A 17,773-nucleotide genomic window follows, 5' to 3' on the forward strand; every position below is an offset into this window, starting at 1 on the left:
CCTGAATCGATCAGTGTTCGTGGGTACCGCTGCGCAACAACCGGTCGCGGGCCGCGTTGAACTTCCGTGCGACGGGCACCCGGGTGGTGGCGCGGGCCAGGCCCATCGCCGGCGTGCCGACGTAGATCGACTCGGCGCGGTCCACCGGATAGGTCTCGTGCCAGACGCCGACGGCGCCGGGCGCCTTGCGGGCCCGCCGGTTGAACGCGGCCCAGGCCGGGCGATGCTTCGCTTGGCTGTCACTGGCGTAGGCGTACAACTTGTCGACGGAGTTCCAGTACTGAATCACCGTCGGTCCGCGCCCCTCGAATGTCAGGCGGTAACCCAGCAGACCCGAATCGGGGTCTTCCGAGAGTTCGCGCAACATCCTCGGCATCGCGGCAAGGGTGGGCAGCCACAGGTCGGGCCGCCACGGCCGGTTGATGGTCATCCCGATCAGGAAGACCACCAGTTCGCCTTCGTAGTGGTGCGTCGAACGGGTGGGTTCGATCGTCGTCATCTGACGCCTCCCAAGATTGGATATTGGAACTATCTAATAATGGATAGTGACAGTATCCAATGTCAAGGGGTGCGGGCACGCAAAAAACCGGGCCACGCAGTGCGCGGCCCGGGTGGATGGTGCGGAGTGGATTACGGCAACGGGACCTGCGGCGACACCGGCACGACCGAGGCGAGCGCGCGCTCGTGGGCGTCGGTGGACCATTCGGGCTCGGTCGTGATGTTCAGGTCCCCGACGATCGCGCCGAAGAGGTCGATGTCCGTGCTGTACAGGATCACCGCGTTGCGTTGCGAGTCCGTGAAGTTCGTGCCGGTGATGTTCGCGTCACTCAGGTCGGCGTGCGACAGATCCGCGGCGGCGAAGTTGGTGCCGGTGAGATTCGCCCGCTTCATGTTCGCGCCCGCCAGGTCGGCGAAGCTCAGATTCATTCCCGCCAGGTTCGCGGAACTCAGATCCGCGCCCGGGCACGTCGTGCGGTCCTCGGGGGTCGGATTCGCCACGATCCTGCAGCCGTTGATCTCGGTGAGAACATCCGCCCCGGCCGTGCCGGCGCCCGCAGCGAATGCGGCACCCCCGGCCAGCGCGACCGCACCCAGTGCCCTGAAATATGTCCTGCCCATGCCGGACCGCCCCCTCGCGTAGAACCTCAAACCGTCATCGCCGAACTTAGTGCCGGTCACCCCGCGCCGCACAGGGAACGGCGACACCGGCAGGTGTTGCACACAAACACACCCCTTCTCGGTACGCGCACTCTTTCTCGGGAGACGCACCCCTTCTGGGGCCCGAATTTGGGTGCGTCTGCGTAGAAGGGGTGCGTCTGCGGGTGTCTGACTGGGGCGATCGTGGGGGTGGTCGCGGGGCCGCGACCGCATAAACGCACCCCTTCTCGGTGGGCGCACCCCTTCTGGGGCCCGAATGGGGGTGCGTCTGCGCAGAAGGGGTGCGTCTGCGGGTGGGGCGGTGATCGGCTACTCGCAGGCGATGCCGTCGTTGTCGCGGTCGAGGTGGGACGCGTAACCGTCCTGGCCGCGGTAGATCGGCGTGACGCCGGCGTTGCGGGCCTCGGTGCAGTTCTTGTAACCCGCGCTCGGTGCGGGGGCCTGCGGAGCGGGAGCGACCTGAGGTGCGGGGGCTGCCTGCGGAGCCGGTGCGACCTGCGGTGCGGGAGCCGGTGCTGCCGGAGCGGAGGGTGCGGGCGGCAGGAGGGGGTTCACGGCGTCCGCCGAGCCGCTCGGGATCAGGGACGCGATCTCCGGGGGAAGGAAATCGAAGATCGTCGCCGCCTGCGCGGAAGGTGCGGCCGCCATCGAGATGGCGGCACAGCCGAGGATGCCGAGAACTAGCCGTCGAGCCTTCATTTTGTACCTCGTTCAGGGTGGTGTGGGGCTTCCACGGAATGGTCGAGAAACGCCAGATCGGCGATCCATTCGGTGTGACGAGAATAGTAGCCAGTGGTGCTGATATTCGAAAGCTGTTGAGACACAACATTCCTGTCTGTCATTCAGTCGAATGACAGAACCCTCGACCTGTACTTGAACAAAAAACTATCGAGAATTTCCGCTCGTCGAAAAGAGCCCTGGAGATCTTCGTGTCGTCTGACCACATGGCACGAACTGGGCCCTATAGTCGCGCTGTGCTGTCACCTGCCTCCTCGACCATGACCCGGCCAGTACGGCTGCCTGCCGGACATCGCTGGGTTGTTGTGGACGTCGAGACCTCCGGTCTTCGTTCGTCCACGCATCGTGTGCTCAGCGTCGCGGCATTGGCGCTGCGTCAAGACGGTTCGGTGGAGCGTGAGTTGGTGACGCTGCTCAACCCGGGCTGCGACCCGGGGCCTGTGCATATTCACAATTTGACGCCCCAGCGTCTCGCGGGGGCGCCTCGATTCGAAGATGTCGCGAAGGACTTGCTCGAGCTCCTCGACGGCCGGACGCTGGTCGCGCACAACGCGTCGTTCGATTACGGCTTCCTCGACGCGGAGGCACGGCGGGCGGGGCTGACAATGCCGACACAGCACAGGCTCTGCACCCTCGCCCTGTCGCGTCGCCTCGAGATCGACGTCCCCAACCACAAGTTGTCGACTCTCGCCGCACATTGGAAGGTCCGTCAGAACCGGGCTCACGACGCCTACGACGACGCCCTCGTGCTGACGGAGGTCTTCGCGCACAGCGCGTCGCTGGCCGAGTCCCTCAGGCTTCCTCTTCCCGTCGTGGGCTGCACCGACCGGCGGGCGGAATATCCCGACCGTATTCCGCGCGTGGACTGTCCGTGGCGGAACCCGGGTCGCCTCGACCTCGGGACAGGGCTGGTCCAGGGAATGAAACTGGTCATCAGCGGCAGCACGGATGCTTCGCGTCTTGCGCTCGCCGCGCGCTTGACAGACGCCGGCCTCGACGTCATGAATTCCGTCAGCCGTCAGACCAGTGTCGTCGTCTGCAACGATCCGCACTCTTCGAGTACAAAGGTGCGCCGCGCGGTGGCGGAAGGAATTCCTGTCCTGACCGAGCAACAACTCGTCGCGATGTTGCTGGACGTAACACCGGGTGAGCCGAAAGCAGTTGCGGCACCGGCCGAAATTCGGCAGCCCCGACCGGCGAAGGCTGCTGTACACCAGAAGCCGTGGCACGGGCGGCGAGTCCTCATTGTCGGCGGATCGCATTCGGACTCCGTCCTGATGCGCTCCCGTATCGTGCAACTGGGTGCCAAGCCCTCGGTCAATCTCTCCGCAGGGGTCACCGATGTCCTCCTCCTCGACGGTGGGGAACTCGATCCCCGCATGGACCGAGTGTCGGCTCGTCAGCTGCCACTGCTCACGGCCGCCGAAGTGAACTCCGCACTCGAGCCAGCGGGATCGCCCGGCCGAGTGATGCCCGCCGAGTCGCCCGCGCCACGTGAGGTGACCCGGCCGCCGTCTCAGTGGGTCGCACCATTGCTTGCTCGCGGAGAGGTGATCGATCTGCCGTCCGAGGCGACCTCGCTCACGGTCAACGCGTCGTGGCGCGCCCACACCGAGGACGACGCGTTCGAAGTGGATGTGATCGCGTTTCTTCTCGGTGAGGACGGCCGGGTCGGCTGCGACGAGGACTTCCTCTTTTACAACGCGCCGACGAGCGTGGATGGCACTGTCGAGTTGTCCTGCGACGGAAGTAGCGAGCAAGGAGTGCGGATCGAACTGGCCGCACTACCCTCCGACTGCCATTGCGTGTCCGTATCGGCAGCAATCGGTGGCGGTCGCACGTTCGGTGAACTCGGTCCGATCTCGGTGACCGTGGACGCCCCGGATCACACGATCGCTTCGTTCGTGCTGGACGCCGGCACGACCGAACGAACGATGCACTTCGCCGAGATCTACCGCCGCGCCGGGCAGTGGCGTCTCCGCGCAGTCGGTCAGGGGTATGACTACGACCTCGCTACCCTCGCCACGGAGTACGGGGTGATGGTCGACGGCTGAGACCCCTCACGGTTCGGACCGCAGTGTGGCGCGGGCCGGGGGAGTCTGTCGGATGTGCACGTCGGGGAAGGTGGGGATCTCGAATCGGGTGTGTGTGAAGGGTTCGGTGCAGACGCGCTGGGCGTGTGCGGCGATCTCGCCGAGAGTGGTCACCCACATTCCGTCCATTGCCTTGACGTTCTCGACGAGTCGTTCGAGTGCTGCCGCTTTGGAGGGCCGTCCGGAGATGAACGGGTGGTTCGTGAGGACGAAGCACCCGCCTTCGGCGTGCTGGGCCTCCGCTTCCAGGGTCCACATCTCGAGGACCTTGGCGGGACTTTCGATGACGCCGCTGCCGGTGACACCCGGGTAGAACGCGTATTGCTCCCAGTCGTCGAGTGCCCAGTCGACGGGAATCTCGATCAGTGTGCGTTCGGATTCCGGGCTGGTCGCCATCAGGTAGGGTTCGTCGCCGTCGAGCAGGCTGGAGTCGTAGACGAATCCTCGTTCGGCGAGGAGTTCGGGTGTGTGCCAGTTCATTTCCCACCAGGGTGCGCGATAGCCGACGGGACGGATGCCTGCGACCTGTTCAAGCGCGTCGAGTCCCCGGTCGAGGTATCGTGCCTCGGTGGCCGCGTCGAGGCCTTTCATGGGTTCGTGCAGGTATCCGTGGTGCCCGACCTCGTGGCCGCCGTCGATGATGGCGCGAACGGTGTCGGGGTAGCACTCGGCGGTGAATCCCGGCACGAAGAACGTCGCGTGCACGCCTTGGCGCTCGAGCAGTCGCAGAATGCGGGGGACACCGACGCGGGGGCCGTAGGACTGGTGGCTCATCAGCGACATTCGCTTCGCCGAGGTGGGATCGTGGGCGAGGACGCAGGATTCGGCGTCGACGTCGAACGTGAAGGCGGCGGCTGCGGTGTGGCCCTGCGGCCACGTCAATTCGTTGTTCACGAGTGCTCCTGGTGACTCGGGGGTCAGTTGCCGGTGAGGACGTCGGGGGAGTCGGTGGTCGCGGCCGATCGTGTCGGGGATTGGCCGGCGATGCGGTAGGGGCGGTGCGCGCGGGGGCCGAGGCCTGCGTAGAGGGCGGCGGCGACTCCGCCACCTGCCAGCCAGGACAGGTCTAGCCCGCCGAGTGCGCGTGCCGCGAAGCCCTGCGTGAGGCTCGTGGCGCCGTACATGAACAGCCACGTTGCCGCGATTCCGGCGACGAAGCATCCCATCGTGGTCCAGTTGACGTCGGGCAGTCGACGGGATCCGACCGGGTCGAAGAGCCGGCGTGCGTCGATCTGTCGCTTCTCGACCCGGAAGTAGTGGACGAGCATGATGCCTGCCCAGCTCGCGATCCAGGCCACGATCGCCGCCAGCCACGTCTCGAGCACGGTGGCCAGGCTGGATTGGAAGATGAAGAAGACGACCACGACGAGGGCGAACATGCCGACCAGCAGGTTCAGCTTCCGGCGGTGCACCTTGATGTCGAGGGCCTGTGCGGCGACCGAGAACGTGTAGATGTTGAGGATGTTGGTGGCGATCGGGCCGTGAATGACGAGAAACAGCACCGGCAGCGCCAGCGCGCCGAAGTTCGACACGATCAGCTCACCCGGATCCACCGAACCGTTGGTCGTGGCGAGGCTCGCGCCGAGCACCCCGAGCCACACCACGGGAACGAACTGCCCGAGTGTGCTGGTCAGGTACAACTTGCGCCGCGACACCGTCCGGCTCACGAACCGTGAGTAGTCGCAGGCGTAGGTGAACCAGGTGATTCCCCAGCCGATTCCGATCACGGTCATCACCGTGGACATGGCCGCGATCCGGGCGCCGCCGTGCAGGACTTCACCGGTGGGTCCGGCATACGACCAGTCGATGTCGAGGTGGAACCAGGCGACGACGGACATCAGAACCAGTACCGCCAGCGTCGGGGGAACCGTCCAGCGTTCGAATGCGGCGATGACGCGGTACCCGAACCACGCGATGGTCACCTGGATCGTCATGATGACCGCTCCGACGAGGACCTTCGCTGCCAGGTTCCGCTCGTGCGGGTCGACGAGGTCCAACTTGCCGAGCAGTGCCATGACCAGGTCGAGGACGATCCAGGTGTTGACGGCGCACCACCCGACGGCCAGGCAGGCCTGGATTGCGGCCGGCAGATAGGCGCCGCGCCGGCCGAACGCCGCCCGCGACAACACCATGCCGGTGACGCCGGTACGCTGGCCGATGAGAACGAAAACGCCGAAAAGTGCCATGCCGACGATGTTTCCGGCGACAAGAACGATGAGGGTGTCGCGGAGGCCGAGTCCGAGACCGATGCCGAGAGCGCCGAGAACCCAGTTGATGGGCGCGATGTTCGCCCCCGCCCAGATCCAGAACTGGCCGGAGACACGCGTCGTGCGCGCTTCCTCGGGGATGGGTTGCAATACTTCTTCGACGTCGTGAATGTGGGGACTGTCGGTGGGAATGTTCTTGACCATCGGACTCCCTTGGTGAGGCCTTGTGGGCTTCCCATCTTCCGGTTCGTGACCCGCATCACACCATTTACACTTTGCCAATAAAATCGGGTTGTCAACGAACGGAATGTCATGTCGCTGTCGTTAGCCGACGTCCTCGCGCACCCGAGCCTGGCTGCCGGACGCCCGGTCGTTCGTGTCGGCGCCCACCTTCTGGCGCAGCCGGTGCGCTGGGTGCATTCGAGCGAGGTCATCGACATCGCGCACCTTCTTCGCGGCGGCGAACTGCTGCTGACCGCGGGGTTCGCGCTCGCGTCCGCCGATCCGGACCGACTGCGGCGGTACGTGCGTGAATTGTCGGCTCGACGCGTCGCCGGAGTGGCCATCGAGACGGGGGCGCAACTGCCGCGGATCCCCACGGAACTGGTCGAGGAGGCGTCGGCGGCGGGGTTGCCGGTGGTGGAGTTGCGGGGCGTTGTGCCGTTCGTCGAGGTGGCCGAGGCGATCAACGGCCTGCTGGTCAACGAATCGGTGCAGCGGCTGCGTCGTGGTGACGCTGTCGCGCACGCGTTGTCGGAGGAACTGGCGCGCGGTGGCGGTCCCGACGAGTTGCTCGCGGTGCTCGCGCGACTCCTGCCCGGCGATGTGACCCTGCTCGACGCGGCCGGCGACGTGATCGCGGCCCTCGGCAACGAGATCGCGAATCCTGCCGCCGATGCGGGGCTGCTCTCGGTACCGGTGGTGGTGCAGGGTGTCGGCGTCGCCACGCTCGTGGTGTCTCCGGACGACCCGGCCGATCACGTCACCGCGGAGGCGATCGTCGAGCGAGCGCCGGCAGCGCTGGCGATCTCGCTTCTGCGATCCTTTCCGCCGTCGGCCGCGGTTCGCGCCGCGCAGGCGTTGCTGCGGATCGTCGGCCAGCCGAATCCCGCGCCCGAGCGTCTCGTCGCGGCAGCCCGCGCGGCGGGGCTGACCGAGGGGGCGTCGTACGTCGGGGTCGTCGGTCGTTCGGTCGACGGTCCCGTGGCTCTCGCCGCTGTCGACGCGGCGCTGCATCGGTACTCGGCCGGAACGGTGTCGTCCGTGGCCGGCGACGAGTTGCACGCGATCGTCGCTGTTCGGGCCGACGACCGGTCGGGGTCGTGCGCTGCACTGGTCGAGTCGTTGCGCACGACGTCCCGGGCGGAGCAGGCGCGGCTGGCGGTGGGGCCATTGGTCACCGGTCTGACCGGATTGCCCGGGACGCTGGCGGAGGCGCGATTCGTGCTCGACCTCGCAGGCGATCTGGGTATCGCCGACACCGTGGTGGTCGCCGCGGAACTCGTTGTCGAACGCCTGGTCCGGCGGATCGGCGATCCTGCGTTGCTGGCCGCGTTCGTCCAGGAAGTCCTCGGGCCGCTCCTCGCGGTGGGTGCGGAACGTGGTCGCCGTTTGATCGACACGTTGGACGTCTACCTGCAGTGCGGGTGCAACAAGACCGAGGCGGCCACCCGGCTGCACGTGCAGCGCCAGACGCTGTACCAGCGGCTCGAGCAGATCTTCGCACTGCTCGGCGAGGATCCGACGGGTTCGCCGCGGCTTGCCGCCCTGCACCTCGCGACGCGCCTCTACCTCGGTGGTGTGGTCGACGCCAACTGACAACCTCCGGGGTCGCCGGAACCCGCGCAAAGGATCGCCTGTTGCAACAGCGTTGCATTCACGTGAACTTCGCCGGGAATCGTGCATCTGGGTGGCGCAGTCTCCGATCTGCCGTGTTTACTGCAATTTCAGTCCTGGTGCAGTCATTGCAACCGTGATTCGAATGTGGTGACATCACACCCCGTTGACATGTGACGGTGCACACAATATCGTCACTGAACGAATCGCAGTTGCAGTGAAAGCAACAAATGCCATTCGTCGCAGTCGGCAGGCGCCGACGCCCCGAGAAGGAGTGGGCATGGCCCAAAACCTCAATTCCCCCTCAGCTGCGCCGCAATCGGACGAGGCCGGTGCGGTGAACCCCTCGCCCCGAGTTCTCCGGCGCGTCGTCGCGGCGAGCTTCGTCGGCAACTTCGTCGAGTGGTTCGACTACGCCGTATACGGTTATCTCGCAACGGTTATCGCGGTGGTCTTTTTCCCCGAGGCCGCGCCCACGACGGGCCTGCTGGCCACGTTCGCCGTCTTCGCCATCTCGTTCGTCATCCGCCCGATCGGCGGCCTGGTCTGGGGTCACTTCGGGGACAAGATCGGCCGCCGCACCGCGTTGTCGCTGTCGATCCTCATCATGTCGGCGTCGACGTTCTGTATCGGCCTGATCCCCGGCTTCGATCAGATCGGGTACCTCGCGCCGGTCCTGCTGCTGCTCGTCCGCATGGTGCAGGGATTCTCTGCCGCCGGCGAGTACGCGGGCGCCTCGGCGTTCCTCGCCGAATACGCCCCGGACCGCAAGCGAGGCCTCTTCACCAGTGTGGTGCCCGCGTCCACCGCCGCCGGACTTCTGTTCGGGTCGTTGATCGCGGCACTGCTCACCGCGGTGCTCTCGACGGAACAGCTCAACGGATGGGGCTGGCGGTTGCCGTTCCTGCTCGCGGCGCCGATGGGTCTGATCGGCCGCTACATCCGGTTGAAACTCGAGGACACCCCGAAGTTCCAGGAAATGGAACAGAAAGTGGAGGCCAACGCGCCGCTGTCGATCCTGTTCACCCATCATCGACGTGCGATCGTCATCGCGTTCGGGGTCACCTGCCTCAACGCGGTCGGCTTCTACCTGATCCTCAGCTACATGCCGACCTACCTGTCGGAGGTGTTGCACGTCGGGCACACGGCCTCGTTCGTCGCCGCGTCGATCGCCCTCGCCTGCTACATCGTCTTCATCTTCGGGATGGGTGCGCTCTCGGATCGATTCGGCCGCAAGCGAGTTCTCATCGGCGCGTCGATCTGCTTCGCCGTGTTCACCGTCCCGTTGTTCAGTGTGCTCGGGGCCGTCGGGATCGTCGGTGTCGTCCTCATCCAGATCGCGCTGTGCGCGTTCCTCACCATGAACGACGGCACGCTTCCGACCTTCCTGTCCGAGATCTTTCCCACCCAGGTCCGCTACAGCGGGTTCGCCTTCAGCTTCAACACTGCCAACGCCCTGTTCGGCGGCACCGCGCCGTTCGTCGCCACCCTGCTGATCGAGATCACCGGCAGCCCACTGGCGCCCGCCTGGTACCTCGTCGCCGCAGCCCTCGTCGCCATGGGCTCGATGCTGATGGCGCGCGAAACCTCCCGGCGACCCCTCGCCGACACCTGACCACCCGTTCACCCACCACTTGCGGCATCACCCGATGCCGCCGGCAACTCGACAAGGAGCACCATGAACCTCGAGCGCATCAAGAGCATCCCCAACGGCGAGAAGGTCGTTCCCACGTTCTCCCCGGTGGAAATGGACCGCAGGCTTGTCGCACTGCGTAAGCACATGGCGGACAACGGGGTGGACGCCGCGCTGTTCACCAGCTACCACAACATCAACTACTACTCCGACTTCCTCTACACCGCGTTCGGCCGCCCCTACGCCCTCGTCGTCACCCAGGACAGCTCGACCACCGTGTCCGCCAACATCGACGCCGGCATGCCGTGGCGCCGCACGTTCGGCGAGAATGTCGTCTACACCGACTGGCGCCGCGACAACTTCGAGTACGCGGTGCAGCAGGTGCTGGCGAACCAGGGCATCTCGCGCGGCATGCTCGGTGTCGAGGACGACCACCTCACCCCCGACCTGCGGTCCCGCGTCGTCGCGGTGCTGCCGGGAATGACGTTCACCGACGTCGCCAAGGCCACGATGCGGCAGCGGATGGTGAAGTCGCCCGAGGAGATCGAACTGATCAAGCACGGGGCCCGGATCGGCGACCTCGGCGGCGAGGCCATCCGCGACGCCATCGCGGAGGGCGTCCCGGAGTACGAGGTGGCGATCGCCGGGTCGAACGCGATGATCCGGGAGATCGCGGCCACCTTCCCGCACGCCGAACTGCGCGACACGTGGGTGTGGTTCCAGTCGGGTATCAACACCGACGGTGCCCACAACTGGGCCACCAGTCGTCGCGTCGAGCGCGGAGACATCCTGTCGCTGAACTGTTTCCCGATGATCGCCGGCTACTACACGGCGCTCGAGCGCACGCTGTTCTACGGTGAGCCGTCGCCGGAACATCTGCGACTGTGGGAGGTCAACGTCAAGGTCCATCGCCGCGGCCTCGAGCTCATCAAGCCGGGCGCGGTCTGCAAGGACATCGCGGCCGAGCTGAACGAGATCTACGAGGCCGAGGGTCTGCTGCCGAACCGCACGTTCGGGTACGGGCACTCCTTCGGCGTGCTCTCGCACTACTACGGGCGCGAGGCGGGCCTCGAGCTCCGTGAGGACATCGACACCGTCCTCGAACCCGGCATGGTCGTGTCGATGGAACCGATGATCATGGTTCCCGAGGGAATGCCCGGTGCCGGTGGCTACCGTGAGCACGACATCCTGGTCGTCGGCGAGGACGACGCGGAGAACATCACCCGGTTCCCGTTCGGGCCCGAACACAACATCCTCGGCGTCTGACCGGTACGCCGACCCTGCCGCACGTGTGGCAGGGTCGGCAGGAGTATCAGCCGAGTCGAAGGAGCGCAGCGGACATGAGTGTGGACGACGTCGATCAGCTCGGCGAGAACGGTGACACGAAGCCGTCGCCGTCGGTTCTGCTCAACGGGCTGCGCGTTCTGGAGGCGTTCTCGATCACCGAACCGGTGCTCGGCGTCACCGAGATCGCGCGGAAGGTCGATCTGCACAAGAGCAGTGTGTCCCGGATGCTCGCGACCCTCGAGAAAGCGGGATACGTCGAACGCGAGGAGGGGACCGGGCGGTACCGGCTCGGTCTCGGCGTGATCGGCCTGGCCGGGCCGTTGCTGGCGAACCTCGACGTTCGGCGGGTGGCGCTGCCCGAACTCGAAGGCCTGACGCGGCGGACCGAGGAGACGAGTGCCCTGATGGTGTGGAACGGCCACGAATCCGTCGTCGTCGAACAGGTTCAGAGTCCCAAGCAGGTCAAGCACACGGCCGCGGTCGGTACCCGATACGACACGTATGCGAGTTCGTCGGTCCAGGTCTTCCTGTCCGACATGCCGCGCGCCGAGGTGGAGCGGCTGTTCGAACGGCGGCTGCTGCTGGGGCCCGACGACGCCGACTCGGTGGGCGAGTACCTCGACGAACTGGTCGAGATCCGCGATCGCGGGTACGCCGTCAACGACGGCCGGACGTCGATCGAGGAGGTCGGCATCTCGGCGCCGGTCCACGACCACCGCGGCGTCCTCGTCGGCGCGGTGATGCTGTCCGCACCCCGGTTCCGGGTTCCCCACACCTTGCTCGACTCGCTCGGCCGCACCGTCGCCGAATCGGCCCGGACGGTGTCCGCGCGGCTCGGTGCCCCCGCCGCGACGCACGACTGACGACCTGATCTCCGGGTGTCCCCGCGGACTATCCTGGGTGGAGCGTGTCGGAGGTGGTGCAGGCCGATGGCGAACGACGATCCGTGGGCAACCCAGCGCCAGCCGGAGATCACGTCCGAGCTGGCAGCGGCAGGGTTCGACGATGCCGTGGAAATCGGCCGCGGCGGGTTCGGGGTCGTGTACCGCTGCCTGCAGGAAGACCTCGATCGCACGGTCGCCGTCAAAGTCCTGACGTCGAACCTCGATCCCGACAACGTGACGAGGTTCGTGCGGGAGCAACGGGCGATGGGCCGGACGTCCGGGCACCCGAACATCGTCGCCGTCTACCAGGTCGGGGTCACCCGGAGCGGTCGCCCGTTTCTCGTCATGCCGTACCACTCGTTCGGTTCCCTCGACGCGCAGATCCGTCGTTCGGGGCCTCTCGGGTGGCAGGAGGTGCTGCGGCTCGGGATCAAGATCTCCGGCGCCCTCGAGACCGCGCACCGCGGTGGGATGCTGCACCGCGACGTCAAACCGGCGAACATCCTGCTCACCGAATACGACGAACCGCAGTTGACCGACTTCGGCATCGCCCGTGTCTCGGGTGGATTCGAGACGACGGCAGGGTCGATCACCGGCTCCCCGGCGTTCACTGCGCCCGAGGTACTCGAAGGCAGGCCGCCGACGGTGGAGTCGGACGTGTACAGCCTCGGGTCCACCCTGTTCTGCGCGCTGACCGGTCATGCCGCGTACGAGCGCCGCAGCGGTGAACAGGTAGTCGGTCAGTTCCTGCGGATTTCCACACAGGCGGTTCCCGATCTGCGGGATGCCGGAATCCCCGGCGACGTGTGTAGCGCCGTCGAACATGCCATGTCTCGCGCGGTCGAGGACAGGCCGGGCGCTGCCGCGGACTTCGGCAACGAGCTTCGCGCGGTCGAGCGACGCAACGGTGTGACCGTCGACGACATGTACATCCCGATTCAGCGGGCACCCGAGCAATCTCACGACCATGCCGGCGAATCCATCCGGTCCCGCGGCACCGGGCTCCCGTACAACGTGCGGACGCCGCCGACTCCGCCCGCGCCGGTGACGAAGTTCCGCCCACCCACGACCACCCGGCAGCTCGTGCCCCGCCGCCGGCTGCTCGCCGCCCTGCGCGCGGGACGGGACCGCAGGCTGACACTCGTCCACGCGCCGGCCGGGTTCGGCAAGAGCAGTCTCGTCGCCCAGTGGCGCGACGACCTGGTCGAGGCCGGGACCGCGGTCGCGTGGCTGACTGTGGACCGGGACGACAACAACGTGGTGTGGTTTCTCTCCCATCTGGTCGAGGCGGTCCGGCGGGTCCGCCCGGACGTCGTCACCGACCTGGGGCAGTCCCTGGAAGAACACGGGGAGGCGGTCGAACGGTTCGTCCTCACGTCGCTGATCAACCGGCTTCACGACAGCGAGGACGCGCTCGTCGTCGTGATCGACGACTGGCATCGCATCTCCGACCCCGGGCCGATCGAGGCGATGACGTTCCTCCTCGACAACGGCTGTCACCACCTGAAGATCGTCGTGGCGAGCAGAAGCCGGTCGGGGCTGCCCCTGAGCCGGATGCGGGTGCTCGACGAACTCAACGAAATAGCCTCCGAAGAACTGTGTTTCGATTTCGATGAATCGCAGAACTTCCTGTCGGGCCGGGTGCAGGTTCCACTGAAGGACACCGAGGTCGAGCAACTCCGGGAATCGACCGACGGCTGGATCGCGGCACTGCAGTTGGCCTCGTTGTCGTTGCGGGAAGCCGGAAGTCCGGAGAACTTGATCGAACAGCTGCGGACGGGCACCGACGCCATCGGCGAGTATCTCGCCGAGAACGTGCTCGACGCCCTCGAGCCGGACATGCTCGATTTCATGCTCGCCACCTCGGTTCCGGACAAGGTGTGCGGCGACCTGGCGTCGGCGCTGGGCGGTGTGCGGGACGGGCAGGCGAAACTCGAACAGGTCGCCGCACGCGATCTGTTCCTCGGCAGGACGGGGGACGACCGTCACTGGTATCGCTACCATCACCTGTTCGCTCAGATCCTCCATCAGCGTCTCGACCGGGATCACCCCGGGCGGATCATCGACCTGCACCGCCGGGCGTACGACTGGTTCCGGGAGCGGCACCTGCTGGGGGAGGCCGTCGACCACATTCTCGCGGCCGGTGAACCGCAGCGCGCGGTGGAACTGCTCGAGAAGGACGATCTCTACCTCCTCGATCGATCGCAGATGTCGACGCTGCTCTGCCTGATCGCGAAACTGCCTGCTGATCTGGTGGCCGCCAGCCCGCGGCTGCAACTCACGATCGGGTGGGCGAACTGCGAACTCCAGCGCCTCGAACTCGCGCAAGCCGCCCGAACTCGGGCGCTCGAGCAGATCGACGCCGGCGAGATGTCCGAGCATCAGGCCGCGCAACTCCGGGTGGAAGCGGATGTCCTGCAAGGTGATATCGCGGTGACCGCCGACCGCATCGCGGGGGTGCGGGAGCTCGTCTCCGAATGCCTCGCCCGTCCGACGGAGTATCACCCGTTCGTGGTGTCGATGGCCGCCCTCATCGCGACGTTCGTGGACACCTGTGAATTCCGGTTCGAGGACGCGTACCGCAGGCAGAATTGGGCGGCCCCGTACCACCGGCAGAACACGGGGCCGTACTCCGTCGCGTACGGGTACTGTTTCGCCGGGCTCGCGAAGTTCGAGCAGCTCGACGTCGGCAGTGCGATGGAGCTGTACCGCAAGGCGTTCCAGCTGGTCCGGGAGGCGAAGAACACGCAGTCGCAGCATGCGCGGCTCACCCGCGCGCTGCTCGCCGAGATCCATTACGAGCAGGACCGGATCGACGAAGCGGACGAGTTGCTCAACGAGACGTTCGACGCCGCCGCGCTCGGCGGCGCACCCGATTTCATGATCCGGCACTACTGCCTCAGGGCGCGGATCATGGCGGTGCGCGGCGATCGCGAGGGCGCGGCACGACAGCTCGACGAGGGGGTCCGGACCGCAGAGGCGTTCTCCCTGCCCCGTCTGCGTGCCGCCGTCGACAACGAGCGGGTGCGGATCGGGTTGCCTGTGCCGCCCGGGTTCGTCGCCGTCACTCGTGAGACCCGGCGCACCCCCGCCGACGGACTCGACCTGGCGACAGCGCAACTCGAGGAGGAGGCGGCCATCAGGTTGCTCGAGGCCCAGGGCGATCCCGTTGCGGCGGATCGGGCGTGCGAGTGGGCGAACGACTGGGTGCGGGAACTCGACGGCACCGGGCGGCATCGGGCCGGGCTGCAGGCGATCCGGCTGCTGGTGTCGTGTCTGTGGGCGGCCGGACGTCGGGACGAGGCGCAGGCGACGCTGCTCCCTGCGGCAGCGGAGTGCGCTCGGCACGAGCTGATCCGATTCCTACCCGACGGCGGCCCGAACGTCGTCGCCGCGCTGTCGGAACTGCGGGCGAACAATCAACCCGGCCTGCCGCGGACGTTCACCGATGCAGTGCTCGCGGCAGCCCATTAGCGCCCTGCTGTGAACAGAGGAGCCACGGATCCAGCAGGGTTTCGTAGTGTGCCCTGGTGAAATCGTGCGTTCCGACGAGATCGGACACCGCGTGAGCTGCCGCCGCGTCGCGCACGGCGGTCGCGAGATCCGCACATCTTCGCTCGTCCTCGCGCAGGGTCACCTCGTCCATGTAGCGGCGTTCCCACGCGGCATCCTGGGCGTGGTACCAGGACTTGATCCGGCCGGCTTCCGAGGCCGCGTCCCGTGCGCAGATCCAGGCGCCGAGCCGCCGGCGGCCGTCGACGGCACCGCTCGTCCGCGTCAGTGCTCCGAACTGTTCATCGACGAGTGCGGCAACATCGACGGCGTGACGCACGACGTCCTTCCAGTTCGGGCCGAAGGTCTGTTCGCATTCGTCTTCGGTCACGGTGAACGAGTCCAGGGCGGCCAGCGCGTCGTCCAGCACATCGAGGCGAAGAAGGTACGAGTTCGGCAAGGCGCGTCGGCTCAGCAACTGGAATGCCACGAACGCCTCGCCGCGCACCGGTGCGCAGTGCACGAGAATGTCGAGCACCGACAGTCGTGTCTCGGGCGTGTACGCGCCGCGCGTCGGAACCGGGTGCTGCCGGATGAAGTGTGCAGCACGGGCCGGGAGAAGTCGAAGTTCGTCGGTGATCATGTCAGCATTCGACGTAGTTGACCGGGACGTTGACGGCGAGACCGCCGGTGGACGTCTCCTTGTACTTCGACAGCATGTCGGCGCCGGTCGAGCGCATCGTCTCGATCACCTGGTCCAGGCTGACGCGGTGGGTACCGTCGCCGCGCAGGGCCATGCGGGCGGCGTTGATGGCCTTGCCCGCCGAGATCGCGTTCCGTTCGATGCACGGAATCTGGACGAGGCCCTCGATGGGGTCACATGTGAGGCCGAGGCTGTGCTCCATCGCGATCTCCGCCGCGTTCTCCACCTGTTCCGGTGTACCGCCCAGGATCTCGGCCAGTCCTGCCGCGGCCATCGAGGCCGCCGAACCCACCTCGCCCTGGCACCCGACTTCGGCGCCGGAGATCGACGCCCGCTCCTTGTAGAGGGATCCGACGGCGCCGGCCGCGAGAAGGAACCGGACCGCGGTCTCGTCCGGGTCGGCCCGGCCGGCGGGCGTGTAGTGGACGGCGTAGTGCAGGACCGCGGGGATGATGCCCGCGGCGCCGTTGGTGGGGGCAGTGACGATGCGCCCACCCGACGCGTTCTCCTCGTTGACCGCCAGCGCGACGAGGTTGACCCAGTCCTCCGCGAACGCGGGATCACGGTGCGGGTCTTCCTGATCGAGCCGGAGATACCAGTCCCGGGCGCGACGCCGGACGCGCAGCGCACCGGGAAGGAGCCCGTCGCGGGAGATGCCGCGTCGCTCGCACTCGACCATGACGTCGCGGATGTGGAGCAGCCGGTCACGGATCTCCGCGGCCGAACGGGTTTCGCTCTCGAACTCGTGCATGACCTGGCTGATGCGGTAGCCGTGCCGCGCGCAGATGTCGAGGAGTTCCTTCGCGGACCCGAACGACGACCCGCTCGCCGGCGTCGGCCGGTGTTCCGTGCTCTCGGCTTCGGTGACAACGAATCCGCCACCGATCGAGAAGTACGTCTCCCGATGGATTTCCACGTTCCCGGCCGCATAGGCCGTCACCGTCATCCCGTTCGGGTGGAACGGCAGGATCGTCAGCGGATGAAGGACGATCTCGTCCTCGGCCAGCGCGATCTGGTGCGAGCCGCCGAGCGCGATGCACCGCGTGGTCCGCATCGCCTCGAGTCGCTGCTCCATCTCCTCGGTTTCGATCGTCTCGGGCCGATACCCCTCGAGGCCGAGCAGGACCGCGGACATCGTCCCGTGGCCGGCGCCGGTTGCGGCGAGCGACCCGTACAGGTCGACGCGGACGTCGGTGACGTCCTCGAACGCGCCGAGCGTGTGCAGGTCGGACACGAATCGCGCTGCCGCGCGCATGGGTCCGACGGTATGCGAACTCGAGGGGCCGACACCGACGGAGAACAGGTCGAACACGCTGATGGTCACAGGGTCACCGTCTCGTTGAGTTCGGTCGCGTATTGCGCGGGGGTCAGGAGGCCGTACGTGGACGACGACGGCACCGGCAGGATGGCGAACAACCATCCGGCGTGGAACGGATCTTCGGCGACGAGCGCCGGATCAGCGGTGGCGTCGCGGTTCGTCATCGTGATCAGACCGCCGATCGGGGCGTACACAGTGATGGCCGTCCGCGCCGACGACCAGATCACGGCGCAGGGGGAACCTGCGTCGACAGTGCTTCGCACGGCAGGCAGGTCCACTCCGACCACGTCGATGTCGTCGAGAGCGCGGTCGGTGACGCCGGCGCGGAGCGGAAAGTCGGAGAAGTTCTGTCCCGGTGCGAGGGCCACCCAGCTGTGTGTGGCCGTGAACCGTCGATCCGAGGGAATCTGTCGAGCTCTCATGC

At 66.8% G+C, this 17,773-nt stretch carries 14 protein-coding genes; 6 read left to right on the forward strand and 8 right to left on the reverse strand.

Annotated elements, in window-relative coordinates:
* Positions 1–10: 10 nt before the first annotated feature.
* The 3 genes from JWS13_RS36410 to JWS13_RS36420 form a co-directional block, all read right to left on the reverse strand.
* Positions 11–499: a DUF4188 domain-containing protein gene (locus JWS13_RS36410; protein WP_206010184.1), complete on the reverse strand. Its 489-nt coding sequence runs from the start codon at positions 497–499 to the stop codon at positions 11–13.
* A gap of 131 nt (positions 500–630) precedes the next feature.
* Positions 631–1,119 carry a pentapeptide repeat-containing protein gene (locus tag JWS13_RS36415; protein ID WP_206010185.1) on the reverse strand — a complete coding sequence of 163 codons (489 nt, stop codon included), beginning with the start codon at positions 1,117–1,119 and terminating at the stop codon, positions 631–633.
* A 348-nt stretch (positions 1,120–1,467) separates the two neighbouring features.
* On the reverse strand, positions 1,468–1,857 hold the full coding sequence (locus JWS13_RS36420; protein WP_206010186.1) for an excalibur calcium-binding domain-containing protein: 390 nt from the start codon (positions 1,855–1,857) through the stop codon (positions 1,468–1,470).
* A gap of 299 nt (positions 1,858–2,156) precedes the next feature.
* On the opposite strand from JWS13_RS36420, the gene JWS13_RS36425 reads away from it, so the two are divergent.
* Positions 2,157–3,950 (forward strand): TerD family protein, encoded by a 1,794-nt coding sequence (locus JWS13_RS36425; protein ID WP_206011877.1) that lies wholly within the window; start codon positions 2,157–2,159, stop codon positions 3,948–3,950.
* A gap of 6 nt (positions 3,951–3,956) precedes the next feature.
* On the opposite strand, the gene JWS13_RS36430 is transcribed toward JWS13_RS36425, so the two are convergent.
* Positions 3,957–4,883, reverse strand: coding sequence for a polysaccharide deacetylase family protein (locus tag JWS13_RS36430; RefSeq protein ID WP_206010187.1), 927 nt, complete (start codon positions 4,881–4,883; stop codon positions 3,957–3,959).
* A gap of 23 nt (positions 4,884–4,906) precedes the next feature.
* Complete coding sequence (locus tag JWS13_RS36435) at positions 4,907–6,400, reverse strand: purine-cytosine permease family protein (protein WP_206010188.1); 1,494 nt, start codon at positions 6,398–6,400, stop codon at positions 4,907–4,909.
* A gap of 108 nt (positions 6,401–6,508) precedes the next feature.
* Here JWS13_RS36435 and JWS13_RS36440 point away from each other — a divergent pair, with 108 nt between their 5' ends.
* From JWS13_RS36440 to JWS13_RS36460, 5 genes are all read left to right on the forward strand, one after another.
* Complete coding sequence (locus JWS13_RS36440) at positions 6,509–8,014, forward strand: PucR family transcriptional regulator (protein WP_206010189.1); 1,506 nt, start codon at positions 6,509–6,511, stop codon at positions 8,012–8,014.
* 298 nt (positions 8,015–8,312) lie between these two features.
* Positions 8,313–9,647, forward strand: a complete 1,335-nt coding sequence (locus JWS13_RS36445; RefSeq protein WP_206010190.1) for an MFS transporter — start codon at positions 8,313–8,315, stop codon at positions 9,645–9,647.
* 63 nt (positions 9,648–9,710) lie between these two features.
* Positions 9,711–10,931 carry a M24 family metallopeptidase gene (locus JWS13_RS36450; RefSeq protein ID WP_206010191.1) on the forward strand — a complete coding sequence of 407 codons (1,221 nt, stop codon included), beginning with the start codon at positions 9,711–9,713 and terminating at the stop codon, positions 10,929–10,931.
* 74 nt (positions 10,932–11,005) lie between these two features.
* A complete protein-coding gene (locus JWS13_RS36455) occupies positions 11,006–11,815 on the forward strand; it encodes an IclR family transcriptional regulator (protein ID WP_206010192.1) in 810 nt (269 codons plus the stop codon).
* A gap of 66 nt (positions 11,816–11,881) precedes the next feature.
* Positions 11,882–15,310: a serine/threonine-protein kinase gene (locus JWS13_RS36460; RefSeq protein WP_206010193.1), complete on the forward strand. Its 3,429-nt coding sequence runs from the start codon at positions 11,882–11,884 to the stop codon at positions 15,308–15,310.
* Here the strand turns inward: JWS13_RS36460 and JWS13_RS36465 are convergent.
* From JWS13_RS36465 to JWS13_RS36475, 3 genes are read right to left on the reverse strand one after another with little or no spacing between them, the layout of a single operon-like run.
* A complete protein-coding gene (locus JWS13_RS36465) occupies positions 15,279–15,971 on the reverse strand; it encodes a hypothetical protein (RefSeq protein ID WP_206010194.1) in 693 nt (230 codons plus the stop codon). The two genes, JWS13_RS36460 and JWS13_RS36465, sit on opposite strands and share 32 nt — an antisense overlap.
* Before the next feature lies 1 nt (position 15,972).
* Positions 15,973–17,355 (reverse strand): L-serine ammonia-lyase, encoded by a 1,383-nt coding sequence (locus tag JWS13_RS36470; RefSeq protein WP_206010195.1) that lies wholly within the window; start codon positions 17,353–17,355, stop codon positions 15,973–15,975.
* Positions 17,352–17,771, reverse strand: coding sequence for a glycine cleavage system protein H (locus JWS13_RS36475; protein WP_206010196.1), 420 nt, complete (start codon positions 17,769–17,771; stop codon positions 17,352–17,354). The genes JWS13_RS36470 and JWS13_RS36475 overlap by 4 nt, the downstream gene beginning before the upstream one ends.
* Positions 17,772–17,773 lie beyond the last annotated feature (2 nt).

This window comes from Rhodococcus pseudokoreensis (assembly GCF_017068395.1).
Lineage (GTDB): Bacteria > Actinomycetota > Actinomycetes > Mycobacteriales > Mycobacteriaceae > Rhodococcus_F > Rhodococcus_F pseudokoreensis.